The 16,859-nt window shown below is 61.1% G+C and carries 16 protein-coding genes and 4 tRNA genes; 10 read left to right on the top strand and 10 right to left on the bottom strand.

Translation table 11 applies throughout. From position 1 onward, the window contains the following. Window positions 1-17: 17 nt before the first annotated feature. Both BKX96_RS22680 and BKX96_RS22675 read right to left on the bottom strand, forming a co-directional pair. A complete protein-coding gene (locus BKX96_RS22680; RefSeq protein WP_046817884.1) occupies window positions 18-1,568 on the bottom strand; it encodes an MDR family MFS transporter in 1,551 nt (516 codons plus the stop codon). Further along, window positions 1,558-2,646, bottom strand: coding sequence for an HlyD family secretion protein (locus BKX96_RS22675; protein WP_077185522.1), 1,089 nt, complete (start codon window positions 2,644-2,646; stop codon window positions 1,558-1,560). The genes BKX96_RS22680 and BKX96_RS22675 overlap by 11 nt, the downstream gene beginning before the upstream one ends. 241 nt (window positions 2,647-2,887) lie before the next feature. On the opposite strand from BKX96_RS22675, the gene gltX reads away from it, so the two are divergent. From gltX to BKX96_RS22625, 10 genes are all read left to right on the top strand, one after another. After that, window positions 2,888-4,369, top strand: coding sequence for a glutamate--tRNA ligase (gene gltX / locus BKX96_RS22670; protein WP_046817886.1), 1,482 nt, complete (start codon window positions 2,888-2,890; stop codon window positions 4,367-4,369). 203 nt (window positions 4,370-4,572) lie between these two features. After that, window positions 4,573-4,648: transfer RNA gene (locus BKX96_RS22665), tRNA-Ala, on the top strand. A 79-nt stretch (window positions 4,649-4,727) separates the two neighbouring features. Then, window positions 4,728-4,803 (top strand) — tRNA-Glu (locus tag BKX96_RS22660). A gap of 53 nt (window positions 4,804-4,856) precedes the next feature. Next, a tRNA-Ala gene (locus BKX96_RS22655) sits at window positions 4,857-4,932 on the top strand. Window positions 4,933-5,013: 81 nt separating this feature from the next. After that, window positions 5,014-5,089: transfer RNA gene (locus BKX96_RS22650), tRNA-Glu, on the top strand. A 184-nt stretch (window positions 5,090-5,273) separates the two neighbouring features. After that, on the top strand, window positions 5,274-5,813 hold the full coding sequence (locus BKX96_RS22645; RefSeq protein WP_008056330.1) for a TetR/AcrR family transcriptional regulator: 540 nt from the start codon (window positions 5,274-5,276) through the stop codon (window positions 5,811-5,813). Window positions 5,814-5,843: 30 nt separating this feature from the next. Beyond that, entirely contained in the window at window positions 5,844-6,677 is an 834-nt protein-coding gene (locus tag BKX96_RS22640; protein WP_046817887.1) for an alpha/beta fold hydrolase, read from the top strand. A gap of 49 nt (window positions 6,678-6,726) precedes the next feature. Continuing rightward, complete coding sequence (locus BKX96_RS22635; RefSeq protein WP_046817888.1) at window positions 6,727-7,176, top strand: acyl-CoA thioesterase; 450 nt, start codon at window positions 6,727-6,729, stop codon at window positions 7,174-7,176. 168 nt (window positions 7,177-7,344) lie between these two features. Beyond that, window positions 7,345-8,304, top strand: coding sequence for a tRNA dihydrouridine synthase (locus tag BKX96_RS22630; protein ID WP_046817889.1), 960 nt, complete (start codon window positions 7,345-7,347; stop codon window positions 8,302-8,304). Window positions 8,305-8,426: 122 nt separating this feature from the next. After that, window positions 8,427-8,873, top strand: a complete 447-nt coding sequence (locus tag BKX96_RS22625; protein WP_046817890.1) for an Hsp20 family protein — start codon at window positions 8,427-8,429, stop codon at window positions 8,871-8,873. A 59-nt stretch (window positions 8,874-8,932) separates the two neighbouring features. On the opposite strand, the gene BKX96_RS22620 is transcribed toward BKX96_RS22625, so the two are convergent. The 8 genes from BKX96_RS22620 to BKX96_RS22585 all read right to left on the bottom strand — a co-directional run bounded on the left by BKX96_RS22620 (window position 8,933) and on the right by BKX96_RS22585 (window position 16,821). Further along, the gene (locus tag BKX96_RS22620; protein ID WP_077185521.1) at window positions 8,933-9,865 is read right to left on the bottom strand and encodes a phosphatidate cytidylyltransferase; all 933 of its coding nucleotides are present in this window, start codon (window positions 9,863-9,865) and stop codon (window positions 8,933-8,935) included. A 1-nt stretch (window position 9,866) separates the two neighbouring features. Then, the gene (locus BKX96_RS22615) at window positions 9,867-10,487 is read right to left on the bottom strand and encodes a lysophospholipid acyltransferase family protein (protein WP_046817892.1); all 621 of its coding nucleotides are present in this window, start codon (window positions 10,485-10,487) and stop codon (window positions 9,867-9,869) included. A gap of 9 nt (window positions 10,488-10,496) precedes the next feature. Next, the gene (locus BKX96_RS22610; protein WP_046817893.1) at window positions 10,497-10,952 is read right to left on the bottom strand and encodes a hypothetical protein; all 456 of its coding nucleotides are present in this window, start codon (window positions 10,950-10,952) and stop codon (window positions 10,497-10,499) included. Next, window positions 10,942-12,285 (bottom strand): phosphatase PAP2/dual specificity phosphatase family protein, encoded by a 1,344-nt coding sequence (locus BKX96_RS22605; RefSeq protein WP_077185520.1) that lies wholly within the window; start codon window positions 12,283-12,285, stop codon window positions 10,942-10,944. Before BKX96_RS22605 ends, BKX96_RS22610 begins: the two co-directional genes overlap by 11 nt. Beyond that, window positions 12,285-14,039: a bifunctional alpha/beta hydrolase/class I SAM-dependent methyltransferase gene (locus BKX96_RS22600; RefSeq protein ID WP_046817895.1), complete on the bottom strand. Its 1,755-nt coding sequence runs from the start codon at window positions 14,037-14,039 to the stop codon at window positions 12,285-12,287. Before BKX96_RS22600 ends, BKX96_RS22605 begins: the two co-directional genes overlap by 1 nt. Continuing rightward, complete coding sequence (locus tag BKX96_RS22595; protein ID WP_077185519.1) at window positions 14,032-14,673, bottom strand: CDP-alcohol phosphatidyltransferase family protein; 642 nt, start codon at window positions 14,671-14,673, stop codon at window positions 14,032-14,034. Before BKX96_RS22595 ends, BKX96_RS22600 begins: the two co-directional genes overlap by 8 nt. A 127-nt stretch (window positions 14,674-14,800) precedes the next feature. Then, window positions 14,801-15,415 (bottom strand): hypothetical protein, encoded by a 615-nt coding sequence (locus BKX96_RS22590; protein WP_077185518.1) that lies wholly within the window; start codon window positions 15,413-15,415, stop codon window positions 14,801-14,803. Further along, window positions 15,412-16,821: a PAAR domain-containing protein gene (locus BKX96_RS22585; RefSeq protein ID WP_077185517.1), complete on the bottom strand. Its 1,410-nt coding sequence runs from the start codon at window positions 16,819-16,821 to the stop codon at window positions 15,412-15,414. The genes BKX96_RS22590 and BKX96_RS22585 overlap by 4 nt, the downstream gene beginning before the upstream one ends. Between the last annotated feature and the right edge of the window lie 38 nt (window positions 16,822-16,859).

The following is a 16,859-nucleotide window of genomic DNA, read 5'->3' as shown; positions in this document are numbered from 1 at the left end:
ACAGGGATTGCAGCGTCTTAGTGAGCTTCACCAGCCTTGAGTCCAGCCGGTAATTTCCGGGTCAGCAACACCGCCAGCATGCTGATCCCCAGCGCTATCCCGACAAAATGAAAGGCATCGTTGTAGGCCATGATCGACGCCTGCTGGTGGGCGATCTCGCTGAGTTTGCCCAGGGCTGCGTTTTCACTGCCAAAGCGATCCGCCAGTGACGCCATCCGCTCCGCCACCTGGGGGTTGGTCGGCACGATCGCTTCGCGCAAATAATCGTAGTAAGTCTTGGTCCGCGCATCCAGCAGCGTGGCGAGCAGGGCGATACCGATGGCACCGCCGAGGTTGCGCAGGATGTTGAACAGGCTCGACGCCGACCCCGCGTCCTGAGGCAGGATGTATGCCGTGGCGATCAGGGAAATGGTGACCATGATCAACGGCTGGCCCAGGGCGCGAATGATCTGGATCTGATTGAACTGCGGCCCGGCGAAGTCCGGGTTCAGTACGCCCGAAGAAAAACTCGCCAACCCGAACAGTCCGAAACCGACCGTGCACAGCCATTTCGGCGAGACATACTTCATCAGCTTGGGGACCAGCGGAATCAGGAACAGCTGCGGCACGCCCATCCACATGATCACTTCGCCGATCTGCAGGGCGTTGTAGTTCTGGATCTGCGCCAGGTACAACGGTAACAAGTAGATCGAGCCGTACAGGCCAACCCCCATCCCGATGCTGGAAATGCTCGACAGACCGAAGTTGCGATTACCCAGGATGCCGAGGTTGATCAGCGGATTGGGTTTGGAGAACTGTACAATCACGAAGGTGATCAGGCTGATCAGGGCGATGCTGCCCAGGGTCACGATCAGATTCGACTCCAGCCAGTCCTTGCGATGGCCTTCTTCGAGAAACACCTGCAAGCAACCCAGGCCCACGCCCAGGGTTACAATGCCGGCATAATCGGTGCTCTTCAGCAGTTCCCAGTGCGCTTCTTTCTTCTCCAGACCGTACATCAGGCCGGCGATCATGATCAGGCCGGGCGGAATGTTGATGTAGAAGATGTATTCCCAGCCCCAGTTTTCAGTCAGCCAGCCGCCCAGCGTCGGGCCGATGGAAGGCGCGAAGGTGGCGGTCATGGCAAACATGGCCATGCCTTTGGCGCGGTGATGCTCAGGGAGTTTGATCAGGGTCAGGGTGAACGCCAGCGGAATCAGCGCGCCGCCGGTAAAACCCTGGAGGGCGCGAAAGACAATCATGCTTTCCAGGCTCCAGGCCATGGAACACAGCAGCGAAGCGACGAGAAACCCCAGTGACACCCAGACAGCCAGCCGACGTGCCGACAGCAGTTGCACCAGCCACGCGGTGAGCGGGATCATGATGATTTCCGCCACCAGGTACGAGGTGGAGATCCACGAGCCTTCTTCCAGGGTTGCCGACAGCGCGCCCTGGATGTCCTTGAGCGAGGAGTTGGTGATCTGGATGTCGAGCACCGCCATGAAGGCGCCGAGCATCACGCTCATCACCGCGATCCAGTCCCGCCGGGTCGGCTCGCCGACCGGGCGGATCAGTTGGTCACCGGCCATCGTCAGCGGCGTCTTTGCTGCTCAATCTGGCGCTGACGTTTTCCGGTGCGTCCTTGATATTCACTTTGGCGGTGACTGACATGCCCGGGCGGATTTTGCCGCGCAGCGGGTTGTCGGCGGCGAAAGTCAATTTCACCGGAATGCGTTGCACGACCTTGGTGAAGTTGCCGGTGGCATTGTCCGGCGGCAATAGGCTGAACTGCGCGCCCGAGGCGGCGAACAGGCTGTCGACCCGCGCTTCAATGGGGGTGTCGCCGTAGGCATCGAAGGTCAGCTCGGCCTTCTGACCGGGCTGCATGTGGCCAATCTGGGTTTCCTTGAAGTTGGCCTGGATCCAGATGTCTTCATCGGGCACCACCGACAGCAGGTAGGCGCCGGCCTGCACATACTGGCCTTCTCGGGCGGCGCGCTGACCGATCAGGCCGCTAATCGGTGCGTGGATTTCACTGCGGGTTAGGTTCAGCTCGGCCTGGGCCAAATCAGCCCTGGCATTGGCGATCTGCGCGTCGAGGCGTTTGATTTCAGCGGTCAATGCGTTGACTTGCTGGCGTTGTCCCTGGGCATCCGCCTGAGCCTTGGTCAGTTGCGAGCGGGCAATGTGGTTGTCGGCGGAAAGGGTGGTCACGCGCTCTTCGGAGACATAACCGGGCTTGCGCAAGGTTTCGGCGCGGTTCAGGTCAATCTGCGAGCGGCCCAGGCTCGCCTGGCTGGACGCCACTTGCGCGTCGCTGGCGGCAATCAGGCTGGCCTGCTGGGTCAGTTTGCTCTGGGCTTGCAGGCGTTCGGCCTGGCGGGTGGCGAGGGTCGCGTTGGCGCGGTCGACGGCGAGGCGGAAATCGTCGCCTTCGAGCCTGATCAGCAACTGGCCTTTCTCGACGTGCTGGTTGTCCTGCACCAGCACCTGGTCGATGCGCGCACCCAACTGGCTCGACACGCGGGTGATCTCGCCCTGGACATAGGCGTTATCGGTGCTTTCATAGAAGCGCCCGGTGAGAAACCAATGGGCAAAGAAGCCCCCGGCGATCAGCAGGACAATCAACAGGAAGATGGATAGGCGACGCTTGAGTTGTGCAGGCATGGGCAAACTGTAGTCGAGAATATGTAAGGAAAGTTATCAGCAGGTGAATCTGTCATACAGCCGATAAGCGGTAAATGCCGGTGGCTGATATTCGGCCATTCACCACGCCATGCGGGCGTTGTAGGCGCAACCTTGGCTTAAATGCCCTGTTCACTGGAGCATGGCGTACGTCGCCTGTTACCATTCGGCTCTTGTTTGAAGTTCACCTTGATCTTCGCTTTTATTCTTTTCGAGACTCGCCATGACCACCGTCCGCACGCGCATCGCGCCATCGCCTACCGGGGACCCCCACGTAGGTACCGCTTACATCGCATTGTTCAACTACTGCTTTGCCAAGCAGCACGGCGGTGAGTTCATCCTGCGGATCGAAGACACCGACCAGCTGCGCTCGACCCGCGAGTCGGAGCAGCAGATTTTCGACGCCCTGCGCTGGCTGGGCATCGACTGGAGCGAAGGCCCGGACGTTGGCGGCCCACACGGTCCGTACCGGCAAAGCGAGCGCGGCGATATCTACCAGAAGTATTGCCAGCAGCTGGTTGAAATGGGCCATGCCTTCCCGTGCTTCTGTACCGCCGAAGAGCTGGACCAGATGCGCGCCGAGCAAATGGCTCGTGGCGAAACCCCGCGTTACGATGGTCGTGCCCTGTTGCTGTCCAAGGAAGAAGTGGCGCGCCGCCTGGCCGCTGGCGAACCGCACGTGATCCGCATGAAGGTGCCGAGCGAAGGCGTCTGCGTGGTGCCGGACATGCTCCGTGGCGACGTGGAAATCCCATGGGACCGCATGGACATGCAAGTCCTGATGAAGACCGACGGGCTGCCGACGTACTTCCTGGCCAACGTGGTCGACGACCACCTGATGGGCATCACTCACGTATTGCGCGGCGAAGAGTGGCTGCCGTCGGCACCGAAACTGATCCTCCTGTACGAATATTTCGGCTGGGAACAACCCGAGCTGTGCTACATGCCGCTGCTGCGTAACCCGGACAAGAGCAAGTTGTCCAAGCGCAAGAACCCGACGTCGGTGACCTTCTACGAGCGCATGGGCTTCATGCCCGAAGCCATGCTCAATTACCTGGGCCGCATGGGCTGGTCGATGCCGGACGAGCGCGAGAAGTTTTCGCTGCAGGAAATGGTCGACAACTTCGACCTCAGTCGTGTTTCCCTCGGCGGGCCGATTTTTGACATCGAGAAGCTGTCGTGGCTCAACGGCCAGTGGCTGCGCGACCTGCCGGTGGAAGAGTTCGCTGCGCGCGTGCAGAAGTGGGCGTTCAATTCCGAATACATGATGAAGATCGCGCCGCACGTGCAGGGCCGCGTCGAGACTTTCAGCCAGGTTGCCCCCCTGGCCGGGTTCTTCTTTGCCGGTGGCGTGAACCCCGATGCCAAGCTGTTCGAATCGAAGAAGCTGTCGGGTGATCAGGTTCGCCAGCTGATGCAGTTGATCCTGTGGAAACTCGAGAGCCTGCGCCAGTGGGAAAAGGACAGCATTACCGCGACCATCCAGGCGGTGGTTGAATCCCTGGAACTGAAGCTGCGTGACGCCATGCCGCTGATGTTCGCCGCGATCACAGGACAAGCCAGTTCTGTGTCGGTGCTCGATGCGATGGAAATCCTCGGGCCGGACCTGACCCGTTTCCGTCTGCGCCAGGCGATCGACCTGCTGGGCGGCGTGTCGAAGAAAGAAAACAAGGAGTGGGAAAAGCTGTTGGGCGCGATCGCCTGACACGCTTGATGAAGGGCTGATGGCCATTGTGTGTGCCCGTTGATGGGCGCGCAGTGGTCCTCAGACCCCCGATTTTTCGGGGCGAGGGCGGTAAGTGGTTGTTATGTCGGCAAAAAATTTTAATTTTTTTGAAAAATAAGTTTGACAGACTTTCGATACGCCCTTAAGATTCGCCCCGTCCTCAGCGATGACATCAACGATGAGGGGCTATAGCTCAGCTGGGAGAGCGCTTGCATGGCATGCAAGAGGTCGACGGTTCGATCCCGTCTAGCTCCACCAATTTACACTTCGAGGTCTGGCCACACCGGCCTTGAAGCGATCAACACTCAGCGTTGATCTGTTGTATAGAAGGGTTTGCGTCCCCTTCGTCTAGTGGCCTAGGACACCGCCCTTTCACGGCGGTAACAGGGGTTCGAGTCCCCTAGGGGACGCCAGTTTTACAGAAACGATGTTGCAAGATGTCGTTCCGCCGCGAGGCGAAAAATCCGGGGCTATAGCTCAGCTGGGAGAGCGCCTGCATGGCATGCAGGAGGTCAGCGGTTCGATCCCGCTTAGCTCCACCAATTTTACAAGTTCAAGGTCTGGCCACACCGGCCTTGAATCGATCAGCTCTCAGCACTGATCAGTTGTATAGAAGGGTTTGTGTCCCCTTCGTCTAGTGGCCTAGGACACCGCCCTTTCACGGCGGTAACAGGGGTTCGAGTCCCCTAGGGGACGCCACGATTACCCGCTCTGCGGGATTTTATAAGGGTCATTCAATTATTGAATGGCCCTTTTGTTTGTCTGGCGTTTGGCCAAATCTCCCTCTTTCTCTCAAACTGTTCTTCAGACCAGCGGTCACATTCATGACTTGCAGAATATTATTATGAGAATAATATTCTAGTCGTAATATTCGGAGGCAACGATGAACGATAAAAAAGCTCAAACCCGCGAACGCATCCTCAAGGCTGCCAGCGCCGCGCTGATCCAGCGTGGTCCGGCCGAGCCGAGCGTTGGCGAAGTGATGGGCGCAGCCGGCCTGACGGTCGGAGGTTTTTATGCGCACTTCGAAAGCAAGGACGCCATGATGCTCGAAGCGTTCAAGCAATTGCTGGGTCACCGCCGTGACCTGATTGCCGACATGGATGCCCAATTGACGGGTGAAGAGCGTCGCGCCCTGGTCGCCGCGTTTTATCTGTCACGCAAACACCGAGATTCCAGCGAGTCGGCGTGTCCGATCCCGGCTTCGATCGGGGAACTCGGACGCCTGCCCGAGGCGTTTCGGATCGCACTGAATGAACACATGGAGCTGATGGTCGCGCAGTTGGCGGCCAGTCCTGAAGACACCGACAAAGCCCTGGCCGACCTTGCCTTGATGGTGGGCGGCCTGGCGCTGGCACGGGCACTGGGCCCGGGTGATTTATCCGATCGATTGCTGCGCGCGGCCAAGTCGGCGGTGCGTTGACCTGAAGGCCTGCGGCCTGGGGAGAATGCGATGAGCACGTTGAAGTGGGTTCGTGGCGTTAATGGCACCTTGGGCTGGTTCGCCCCAAAGCTGGTGGCGAGCAAGATGCGCCTGGCGTTCATGACGCCGCGCGACTTCCCGCCCCGTGACTGGGAGCTGCCACTGTTGGCAAAATCGGAACGCATCACCTTGCGCTTCGGCCTCTCGGCACTGCGCTGGGGGCAGGGTCCGGCGGTATTGCTGATGCACGGCTGGGAAGGTCGGCCCACGCAGTTCGCCAGCCTGATCTCGGCGCTGGTCGATGCTGGTTATTCGGTTGTCGCCCTGGACGGCCCGGCCCATGGTCGCTCACCCGGGCGCGAGGCGAATGTAGTGCTGTTCGCCCGTGCCATGCTCGAAGCCGCCGCCGAGTTGCCCCCGCTGCAAGCCGTCATCGGCCACTCCATGGGCGGCGCCAGTGCGATGCTTGCCGTGCAACTGGGCCTGCGCACCGAAACCCTGGTCAGCATTGCCGCCCCGGCGCGGATCCTCGGCGTGCTACGCGGTTTCGCCCGCTATGTAGGGTTGCCGCCGAAAGCCCGTTCGGCGTTCATTCGTCAGGTCGAGAACGACGTCGGCATGCGCGCTGCGATGCTGGATGTCGCGCACTACCAGCTCGACATGCCTGGCCTGATCGTGCATGCCGAAGACGACACCCATGTCCCGGTCAAGGAGTCGCAACTGATTCACGAAGCCTGGTTCGACAGTCGTCTGCTGCGCCTGCAGGAAGGCGGCCATCAGCGGGTGCTGGCCGACCCGCGGGTGATTGATGGCGTGTTATCACTGCTGGCCGGTCGCAGCCTGCAATCGCGCCAATCGGCCTGAGCATCCGTTACACTGCCCCGGTCGAATCAATCTGACCGGGGAGTGGGGCATGGGCTGGGATCGGGCAACGCCGTTTATCATTGATCTGCAAGTGGGCGCCGAGGACATCGACGGGTTGGGGCACGCCAATAACGCGGTGTACGTGACCTGGCTTGAACGCTGCGCGTGGCGCCACTCCCAACGCTTGGGGCTGGATCTTGTCGAGTATCGGCGCCTGGACCGGGCGATGGCGGTGGTGCGGCACGAGATTGATTACCTGGCGGCCGCCTATGAAGGCGACGAGTTGCAATTGGCGACCTGGATCGTCGATTGGGACCAGCGCCTGAGAATGACCCGTCATTTCCAGTTGAAGCGCCCCAGCGACAACGCCACCTTGTTGCGCGCCCAGACCACCTTCGTCTGCATCGAGCTGTCCACCGGCAAACCCAAGCGCATGCCGGCGGAGTTCATCGAAGGCTATGGCCCCGCCATCCAGAGATCAGAACCTGCGGGAATCTAATGTGGGAGCGGGCTTGCTCGCGAAGGCGTCGTGTCATTCAACATTCATTTCGCTGAGGCACCGCCTTCACGAGCAAGCCCGCTCCCACAATGGATCTGCGATGTTCTGCAGATTCCTCCGAAACCCAGTAAACTGCCGCACGTTTTTTCCTTGAGTAGTGTTTTCCCCATGCAAATTGCCCTGGCGCCCATGGAGGGGCTGGTCGACGACATCCTGCGCGACGTATTGACCCGAGTGGGTGGCATCGACTGGTGCGTGACCGAGTTCATTCGGGTCAACGACCAGTTGCTCACGCCGGCCTATTTCCACAAGTTCGGTCCGGAATTGCTCAACGGTGCCCGGACAGCTTCCGGCGTGCCTTTGCGCGTGCAGCTGTTGGGTTCCGATCCGGTGTGCCTGGCGGAAAACGCCGCGCTGGCCTGCGAACTGGGCTCTGAAGTGATCGACCTGAACTTCGGCTGCCCGGCCAAGACCGTGAACAAGTCCCGTGGCGGCGCGGTGTTGCTCAAGGAGCCAGAGCTGCTCAACCAGATCGTCGAGCACGTGCGTCGCGCCGTGCCCGCGCACATTCCGGTGACCGCCAAGATGCGCCTGGGCTTCGACAGCCCGGACGGTTCGCTGGTCTGCGCCACGGCGCTGGCCGAGGGCGGCGCCGAGCATATCGTGGTGCATGCCCGGACCAAGGTCGATGGCTACAAGCCGCCGGCGCACTGGGAGTGGATCCCGCGCGTCCAGGAAGTGGTCAAGGTGCCGGTGTTCGCCAATGGCGATATCTGGAGCGTCGAAGACTGGCGCCGTTGCCGGGAGATCAGTGGTGTGGAAGACATCATGCTTGGTCGCGGGCTGGTATCGCGTCCCGACCTGGCCCGGCAAATTGTCGCGGCCAAGGCTGGCGAAGAGGTCGTCGAGATGACCTGGGCCGAGCTGCTGCCGCTGATCCAGGATTTCTGGCTACAAGCCAAGGCGCAGATGACCGCACGTCAATCGCCGGGCCGCTTGAAGCAGTGGCTGGCGATGTTGACCCGCAATTATCCCGAGGCGGTCGAGCTGTTCAGCGTGCTGCGTCGCGAGACCGAACTGGATCAGGTTTCACATCTGTTGGGCTTGCCGGTGGCTGAAGCGGCCTGAAAAAAATCTTGAAAAAAAGCTCTTGAAAAGCAATCAGCGGTCCCTATCTAAGGGTTACGCGATGCCGAATTCGGGTCGCGGAGACAAAAAACCTTGCTGATTGTTTTCAGGAGATTTGAACCATGAGTACTGCATTTTCCCTGGCTCCACTGTTCCGTTCCTCTGTTGGTTTCGACCGTTTCAATGACCTTTTCGAAACCGCGCTGCGCAACGAGCCGGGCAGCACCTACCCACCCTACAACGTTGAAAAACACGGCGACGATCAATACCGTATCGTCGTGGCGGCGGCCGGCTTCCAGGAAGAAGACCTGGATCTGCAAGTCGAGAAGGGGGTGCTGACCATCAGTGGTGGCAAACGCGACGCCAATGAAGGCGTGACCTTCCTGCACCAGGGCATCGCCCAGCGTGCGTTCAAGCTGTCGTTCCGCCTGGCCGATCATATCGAGATCAAGGCCGCGGACCTGCGCAACGGGCTGTTGAGCATCGACCTGTTGCGGGTGGTTCCGGAAGAGGCGAAAGCCAAGCGCATCCCGATCAACGGGACGCAAAAACCGGCTCTGCAACACTAAGCCAGAGCAGAAAAAGGGCGCCATCCGGCGCCCTTTTTTATGGGTGAGGTCAGGCGGAATCAAGTCCAGCCGTAACGCACCAGATGAAAGAAGATCGGCGCGGCGAAGCACACCGAGTCCAGTCGATCGAGCATGCCGCCGTGGCCTTCAATCATGTGCCCCCAGTCCTTTACACCACGGTCGCGCTTGATCGCCGACATGACGATGCCGCCAGCGAACCCCAGCAAGTTGATCAGCAGGGCAATGAGCAGTGACTGCCAGACGCTGAACGGGGTGATCCACCACAAGGCACAGCCGATCAGCGAGGCCAGCACAATGCCTCCGATAAAGCCTTCCAGGGTCTTGGAGGGCGACAGGTTCGGCGCGATCTTGCGTTTACCGAACAGTTTGCCGCACACGTACTGCAGCACATCCGACATCTGCACCACGATCACCAGGTAGGCGATCAACAGCAGGTTTCGCCCCTCATAACCTGCGATGTCCAGGGTCAGCAGGGCGGGGACATGGGAGACGCAGAACACCGCGATCATCAGGCCCCATTGGACTTTCGAGGCGCGCTCGAGGAAGTGCGTGCTGTCGCCGCCCAGGGACGCCAGGATGGGCAGGAGCAGGAACACGTAGACCGGAATGAAGATCGAAAACAGCCCGTACCAGTCGTAATAGATCAACAGGTATTGCAGCGGCAGCGCCAGGTAGAAGGCCGCGACCAAGGCCGGGTAGTCGCTGCGGCGGGTGGGCGTGAGGGTGAGGAATTCGCGCAGCGCATAGAACGACACGGTGTAGAAGAGCAGGATCACCGCGCCGGTGCCAAGCCAGAAGGCGATCCCGATCACCAGCACCATCACCCACCAGGCGTTGATCCGCGCGTTGAGGTTGTCGATCACCGGGTTGGGGGTGCCGTGGGTGCGGCGCTTGAGCACCAGGCCGATGATCGAGGCCAGCAGCAGGAACGCGCCAATCCCGGCAAACAACATCAAGGTCTGTCTGTCCATGTCAGGCATGCTCCCCGGCCAGGCTCAGCAGCGCTTCGCGGCTGCGTTCGAGGAACTGCGCCTTGCTTTCGTCTTCGTCGATGGCCAGCGCGGCACCAAAGCTGATAGTGCATAACAGCGGCAGCGGCAGCACGCGCCCCTTGGGCATCACGCGGTTGAGGTTGGCGATCCACACCGGGATCACCTGCGCCTGGGGATATTGTTTTGCCAGGTGATACAACCCGCTCTTGAAGGGCAGCAGGCCGTCTTCGGGATTGCGGGTGCCTTCGGGAAAGAGGATCAGCGAATCGCCGCGCTCCAGGGCGTCGAGCATCGGCTGCAAGGGATTGTCGGTGCTTTCATTGCGCTCGCGATCGATCAGCACGCCGTTGAACACGCGGTTGATGATGTAGCGGCGCAGGGGACTCTTGAGCCAATAATCCGCGCCAGCAACGGGTCGCGTGATACGGCGCAAGCTCGGCGGCAGGGAGGCCCACAACAGCACGAAATCGCCATGACTGCTGTGGTTGGCGAAATAGATGCGCTGTACCGGTTGTGGCGCACAACCGAGCCAAAGGCTGCGCGCCCCGGTGAGCAGGCGCGCGGCCGAGGTGATGAGGGTGGCAACTACGGGTTCCAGCATGAGAACTCCTTATCCGGCAACGTTCAGCCAAGGGCTGGCCAGGATGAAAAACAGGGTCAATAGCACCTGCGCCACCACCAGCAGCGCCTGGCGGCGTAACAGCTTCAGGGCGCCGGTGATACGTTCGCTCCAGGGGCGGCCGCCGCGTTCGGCAGGTTGCATGCCCAGGGCCGTCAGCGCCTGGTCCAGGTCTTGGGTGCGCTGGGGCAAGTCTTCGGCACGGTCGGCCAGATGGCGGAACAGATCGGCGTCGAAGCCTACCCGCAGTGCCCAATACTTTTGCCACAGACCGAGCACCAGCAACCCGCCGCTGCAGACCAGGCTCCACAGTCCCGTGCCGGGCACCAGGTACTGGCTCAGGCCGAGCAAGGCGCCGAGCAGGGTCAGACCGGTGGACAGTCGATCCAGTGAGTCGCCACGGCGCAACAGGTTGGCGGTCGCCTGCAATTGCATATCAATGGACATCGCTCTCCTCCCTGTTAATCGCCAGTGGCTCCAGAGCCTCTCGATGCAGAAGTCCCAAAACAATCCCCGGGCGTGCGCGCTGGATCACCAAAAAGGCTTCGGCGACGCTGTTGGCCCGCCCGGTGTGCAACAGCCAGGCGGCGACGGCAGTGGCGCTGCGCGAATAACCCAAGGCGCAGCAGACCAGTAGCGGCCCGTGCTGGCGTAGGCTTTCGATGGCCAGCGCGGCTTCCTGGCATTGCGAGGGGGTAGGGGCGGTCAGGTCCAGCACCGGCAGCGTGCGATACGCGACGCTGCCGGGATCGATCGACAGTTCGGCACACAGGTCGAACACGGCGCTGAAAGGGCTGCCCTCGAGTTCCCGGCCAGTCGGTATGCGCCCGAGCAAGACGTCATCGAGTACCTCGTCCGGCAGCGGATTGTTGCGCGTCCACAGGCGCGAGTTGAGCCAGGCAGCCGCCAGGTAGGGCGCCAGCAGCCAGCGAGCGGCAGGGGACAAGCGTCCATCGGCGCGCTTCTGAAAACCGCCTGCGCCCAGCACCGCGTAATTGAGCGCCACCAGCAGCATGGCCGCTGCCGGCCAGGTCAGCCACAGCCAGGTGCCGCCGAAGCAAAAGGCCGGACCCGCGAAAGCAGCAGCGCCCACCAGGTAATACAGCCCCAATTGCCAGCGTTTTTTTCCGCTTGCCAGCCTGGCACCCTGCAGCGGGCTGGGCCCCTCCAGCGGCCACAGCCAGACACATAGCCAGCCAAGCAGTACTCCGGTCGGCAGATCGATGAAGTGGTGCTGATAGGTAGTCAGTACCGAAATCCCGATCAGGGCAAACCAGGCATGCATCAATCCGCGCCAGAGGCCCTGCAAATGCCTGTGATAGCAAGTCCACAAGATCACCAGCAACGCAATGTGCAGCGATGGCGCCTGATTGAACGGCTTGTCGAAGCCCGCCAGGACATCGAACAGCCAGCCGAATACGCCGTCCAGTTCCGGGCGGGCGAAGGTGAAACGCAACGGCCAGATCAGGAAACAACTGACTGCGATGAGTTGCGCGGTCAGCAGGCGCAAAGCGTGGCGCTTGAGTTCCTGGCGACTGTCGGGTAGCAGCAGGGACAACCCGTACAGCAAGTCGATGGACCAGTAGGGGACGATGGTCCAGGCCGAGAACGGCATGTGGTTTTCCCAGTCGAACACCAGGCTGCCGACATCGTCGCGCTGGGTGGTGTACCAGGTGGCGAAGCCGTAGGTGCCGAAGAACAACGGCGCCAGCAGCAGCAACCAGAGCACCGCCGGTTTGAGCAAACCGGGCTCGCGCGCCGTCGTTGTGTTGCGCAGCATCAAGACACCCGTTGCGCGAGAGCCACGCTGAAAATACCCCACTCGTCGACGCGCATGCTGACTTTGCGAAAGCCAGCGGCCTCCACCAATTGGTCCATTTCCACCTGGGTGCGCCGGCGCATGACCCAGGCCTGGCCTTCACGGTGGCTGGTCAAGGCGCGGGCGATCAGTTCCAGCTGCGGGTGCCAGGGTTGACCGGTGTAGACCAGATAACCGCCAGGCTCCACGGCTTCGGCCAGGCCGGCGAGGGAACCCGCGACCATTTGGTTGTTGGCGAACAGCTCGTACAAACCGGAGACCACCGCCAGGGTCGGCTTGGGTTCCAGCGCGGCCAGGTCGGCACGGTCGAAGGCGTCGCCCTTGACGAATTGTGCGATCCCTTCCAGGCCTTTTTCGCGGATCAGCGCGCTGCCGTCGCGCACGTTGATGTCACTGTAGTCGCGCAACAGGATCGACTCGGGTAACGGGCTGACACCCTGCAGGGCTTCAAGAATGTAGCGTCCGTGGCCGGCGGCGATGTCGACGATGCGCACTTCGCGGCCTTGGTCGCGTAGTTGCTGCATCGCCAGGCGCAGCAGTTCTTCGACGTGCAGCTTGCGTTGGCGAATGCCGCGCCAGCCGATGGAGTCGAGGTAATTGCGGTCGATCAGGCGGCCGACGCCCGACTTGCCCGTGGGGGTGTTGCGATAGACGTAGTCCAGGGTGCTCCCGGAGTCGAACCCGGTGTCGAACCCCAGCTTGATCCCGGACGACAGTCGGCTGCCCAGGCGCATGCTGGCACGGGTCATACGCCAATACAGGTCGCGCAGGGAGTTGTGCGGCAGCGGCGCGGCCAGTGATTCGGATTCGGCGCAGGTCAGGCCCAGGCGATCGGCGTCCAGCAGGCTGGGACGTTCGCCGGGTTGTGCGAAGTTCTGCAGGATGAAGCGACGTGCGCTGGCGACGGCGTGCCCGCGGTTCTTTTCGCCCAGGGTGTCGTGAAAGAACCCCGGCAGCACATGTTTTTCCTTGCGCAGGCTGCCCAGGCGCTCGAAGAAGTGTTCCTGGGGCTGGCGATGCACGACGAAGTCGGCACCGGAGATCAATAACTGGGTGGGTATCGTGATGGCCTGGGCATCGGCCACGACCCGTTCGGCGGCCTCGTAGAGACCGAGCAGGACATTCACTGAAATGGCCTTGGTGATCAGCGGATCGCTGTCGTAGCTGGCGACGCGCTGCGGGTCGTGGCTGAGAAAGCGCGCCTTGACGTAGCTGTTGACGAAAAAGTTGCCGCGCCACCGGCGCATCAGCGCCAACCCCTGGCGGGCGAAGGGCACATAGAGCTTGACCTTGAACGCCGGGGACGCCAGCACCAGCGCACGGATGCGCGGCGCGTAATCGTGGGCCCAGGTGGCGACGATCACCGCGCCGACGCTTTGCGCGATCACCGCGATATTCTGTTCGTCGATCTGGTAGGTCGCGCTCAGGTGCTCGCAAAAGGTCTGCACGTCCCGCACGCTGGTGGCGAAGCCGGGGCTGTCGCCGCGGGCGCCTGGCGAGAGGCCATGGCCCCGGGCATCCCAGGCAAAGAAGTCAAAACCGGGCAGGTCCAGTTCATCCACCAGATGGGCAATGCGTCCGGAGTGTTCGTGGCCGCGGTGAAACAGCAGCACGGCCTTGCGCGGTTCCCCAGGTTCTGTGGTGCCGGGCCAGTGTCGATAGAACAGTTGCACGTCGTCGTGGGTGGTGAATGTCTGTTGTTGTGCTTCACGCATTGCCATTTCCTTCGGCTGAAGAGCTGTCGATTTGTGCTTCCCTGAGGCCCTGGCGGACCCGGTTGACCAGGGTGTAGACCAGTAGCATCACGATGATCGCGAACACCGTGTTGACCCAGAAGGGGCTGATCCAGCCCGGTACGATGCCAGCGGCCACGATCCCCAGGACAAAAGCCCGGTCACTTTTGCCCATGGGCCCGTCATAGCGCCGCGAAGCGCCGACCATCGGCCCCAGCACGCCGCTGTACTCGCTGAACAAGGCGAGCAGGGCCACCAGCAGCACCAGCCACAGGCTGACACCGGGCAGCAGGGCAAAGGGCAGGATCAGGGCGCAGTCGGCGGTGATGTCGCACAGCTCATTGAGATAGGCCCCCAGGCGCGACTGCTGGTTGAATTCCCGAGCCAACATGCCGTCGATGGCGTTGAGCGCCATGCGCACGATCATCCAGATCGGTACCAGTGCAAAGACCCAGGGGTGATGCACGAAGCTTGCGATCACTACGCCCACCAGGATTGAGCCGATGCCTGCGATCAGGGTGACCTGGTTGGCAGTGGTGCCCTTGTCGAACAGGCGCTGGACCAGGGGGCGCAGGAGGTTTTGGAAGGCGGGTTTGATCTGGTAGATGCTGGGCACGTTGATGAGGTCTCGGGGGAGGCGATATGGTTACTGAGTGTAGATGGCATCTTGGGATGGATTTGGCGACGGCGCCTGGTGTGTGGGTTTAATGCTGAAAGCGTGGTCTTGTCGCGATGAAGAAAAGTCAGGGATTCGTCCATGGCGTGGCCAGTGACAGGGTGATGAGGTAGCGCTCCTCTGTGGGACGCTTCTCGTCCCTGAAACGCCCAACCACCAGCATCACCTGGTACTTGTCGCCCGCATGCCAATAGGAAGTGCCGCCCTTGTTCACGTCGCGCAATCGGGCCCGCCATTCTGGTGTGTCGGCGAACGGTGGATCTTCCTTGATGCGGATGGGCGTCCAACCGGCCTTGCGCAATTGGTCTTGCAAATCCAGCACGACCTTGAGGGTGTCGTCGAGCAAAAGCGGCTCGATTTGTGGGGACATGCGGACACTGTTGATCAAGTCTTTGTCGTAAATAATCGCGAAGAATCGGGCTTGTGGAGTCACGAAGCTGTACTCGGGATCTATGAAGCGCAGGCGAGCATCGGACTTCGGGATACTAAATGAGACATGTCCTTGAATGGCCGGATCGATGGCAGCACTGGAGCGCTGGCGCATAGCCTCGTGCGGCTCGCCAATCAACAGGGCGATTTCCGGCTCTTCCGACACCACTTGAATAGCGGCTAATGTCAGGAGGGCCGCGACAGCCAGTGTCAGCATGCCCCGTCGCCAGCCCATGCGCCGCATGAGGCTCATCGCACGCCTCCACCCCAGGCGATATCCCGAATCGATTCCTCCAGCTGCTTGCGTTGGTCGCTGTGCAGCAGATCATCAAACTGCTCCGCTGCCCTTAAAACGAAGGCCATACGTTGGTTGACCTCGGAGAGGTCGGCAACGGGGTTGTTGCTGAAACCAATGGTGCGTCCATCATCGATACGGCGGCACTGACTGGCCAGGGTCAGTTCGACTGCCTCAGCGACACCTGACGGAAAACCGATGACGTAGGAGGCATGGTTACCGTGCAGCAACCATTGCAGGCCTTTTTCGTTGTACATCGCTGGCTGCAGGATGTTGACTTGTTCGTGCGTTGCAAGAAACGCGACACTCTCGGCGATGTTACCCGCCTCAATTGCCTCAAAGGCTTGCAGGACTTCTTTATGGTCAGTCCCGAATCTCAGCTTTTCCTGCCCGACCGGCCACAGCACCGGATACTGCCCACTCCCATAGATGTTTTTCCGTGCAGGCAGGCAATCTTTAAGCGCCTCCAACCCACGCTCCCTGTAGAACACATGCAACGGATACACATCCAAAAACAGCGTGGTATTGCCCATCGCCAGCATCTCGTAAACAAACCGGTACATCCGTTGCGAGTACGACAAGGGCATGTCGGCACCCCAGTGAGTGAAGCCCCACACCGGGTTGTCACGGTTGGCCTGTTCGTACTCGTGCTGGCGCTGCTCGAACTCGCGAATTTTTGCGCGTTTTTCCCGCTCGCTGCTGCTGAACAAACCACCCAGTCCTCGTCTGGCACTGTCCCTCAGTTGCTGTATCGCCTGCTCTTCCGCCTGCATCTTCTCAAGCGTGTCGGCCGCGTGCAGTAGTCCACAACCCACCTGTTTCGAGGCGAAGGCCGCATTGATTGCCTTGTTGCGTGTCTTCGGATCGGCGATCAGTTTGCCGCCCGGTGCCGCGACGTTCTCGACCCGAAGCTGGTAATCACGCCAAAGGTTTTCACAGACTGTCCCTGGCCGTTCGCTGAGCGTGGGTGTGGGCGCCCGCGCTGAAGTGGAGCCGGACTGTCGCGGGGCGACCGGGTTGCTGGGCGCAACTAGCGCCGCTTCCTGTTGAGGGACACTCCTCACGGATTGCGGCGCACCACCTTGTTTGGACTCATAGGTGGCGTTGGTGAAGGAGTGGAGGAGACTGGCCTTGCAGGGGCAGCTGCTGCGGCTATCCAGCGAGCCAGATACCAGTCTGCCGTGACTGTCCATGTACGAGATGCCACCGACGATTTGGTAGGTTTCGTCGTTTTTGCCACAGGAAACCCGATCCCCTGCGCGAGCGTGGGCGATGCCAAACATCATCACGCGGGTATCGGCCTCGAGCACCTCGCCACCGCAACTGGTCTTCTCGCCCTTGCGAATGAAATATCCCTTGGCCATGGCTGCAACTCCTTGTCTGTTGATGATCAAATTGCGCC

Origin of the sequence: Pseudomonas putida (genome assembly GCF_001976065.1) — a bacterium.
In the GTDB taxonomy this organism is placed as follows: domain Bacteria; phylum Pseudomonadota; class Gammaproteobacteria; order Pseudomonadales; family Pseudomonadaceae; genus Aquipseudomonas; species Aquipseudomonas serbica.
This window is presented reverse-complemented; position numbering and strand designations above follow the sequence as displayed.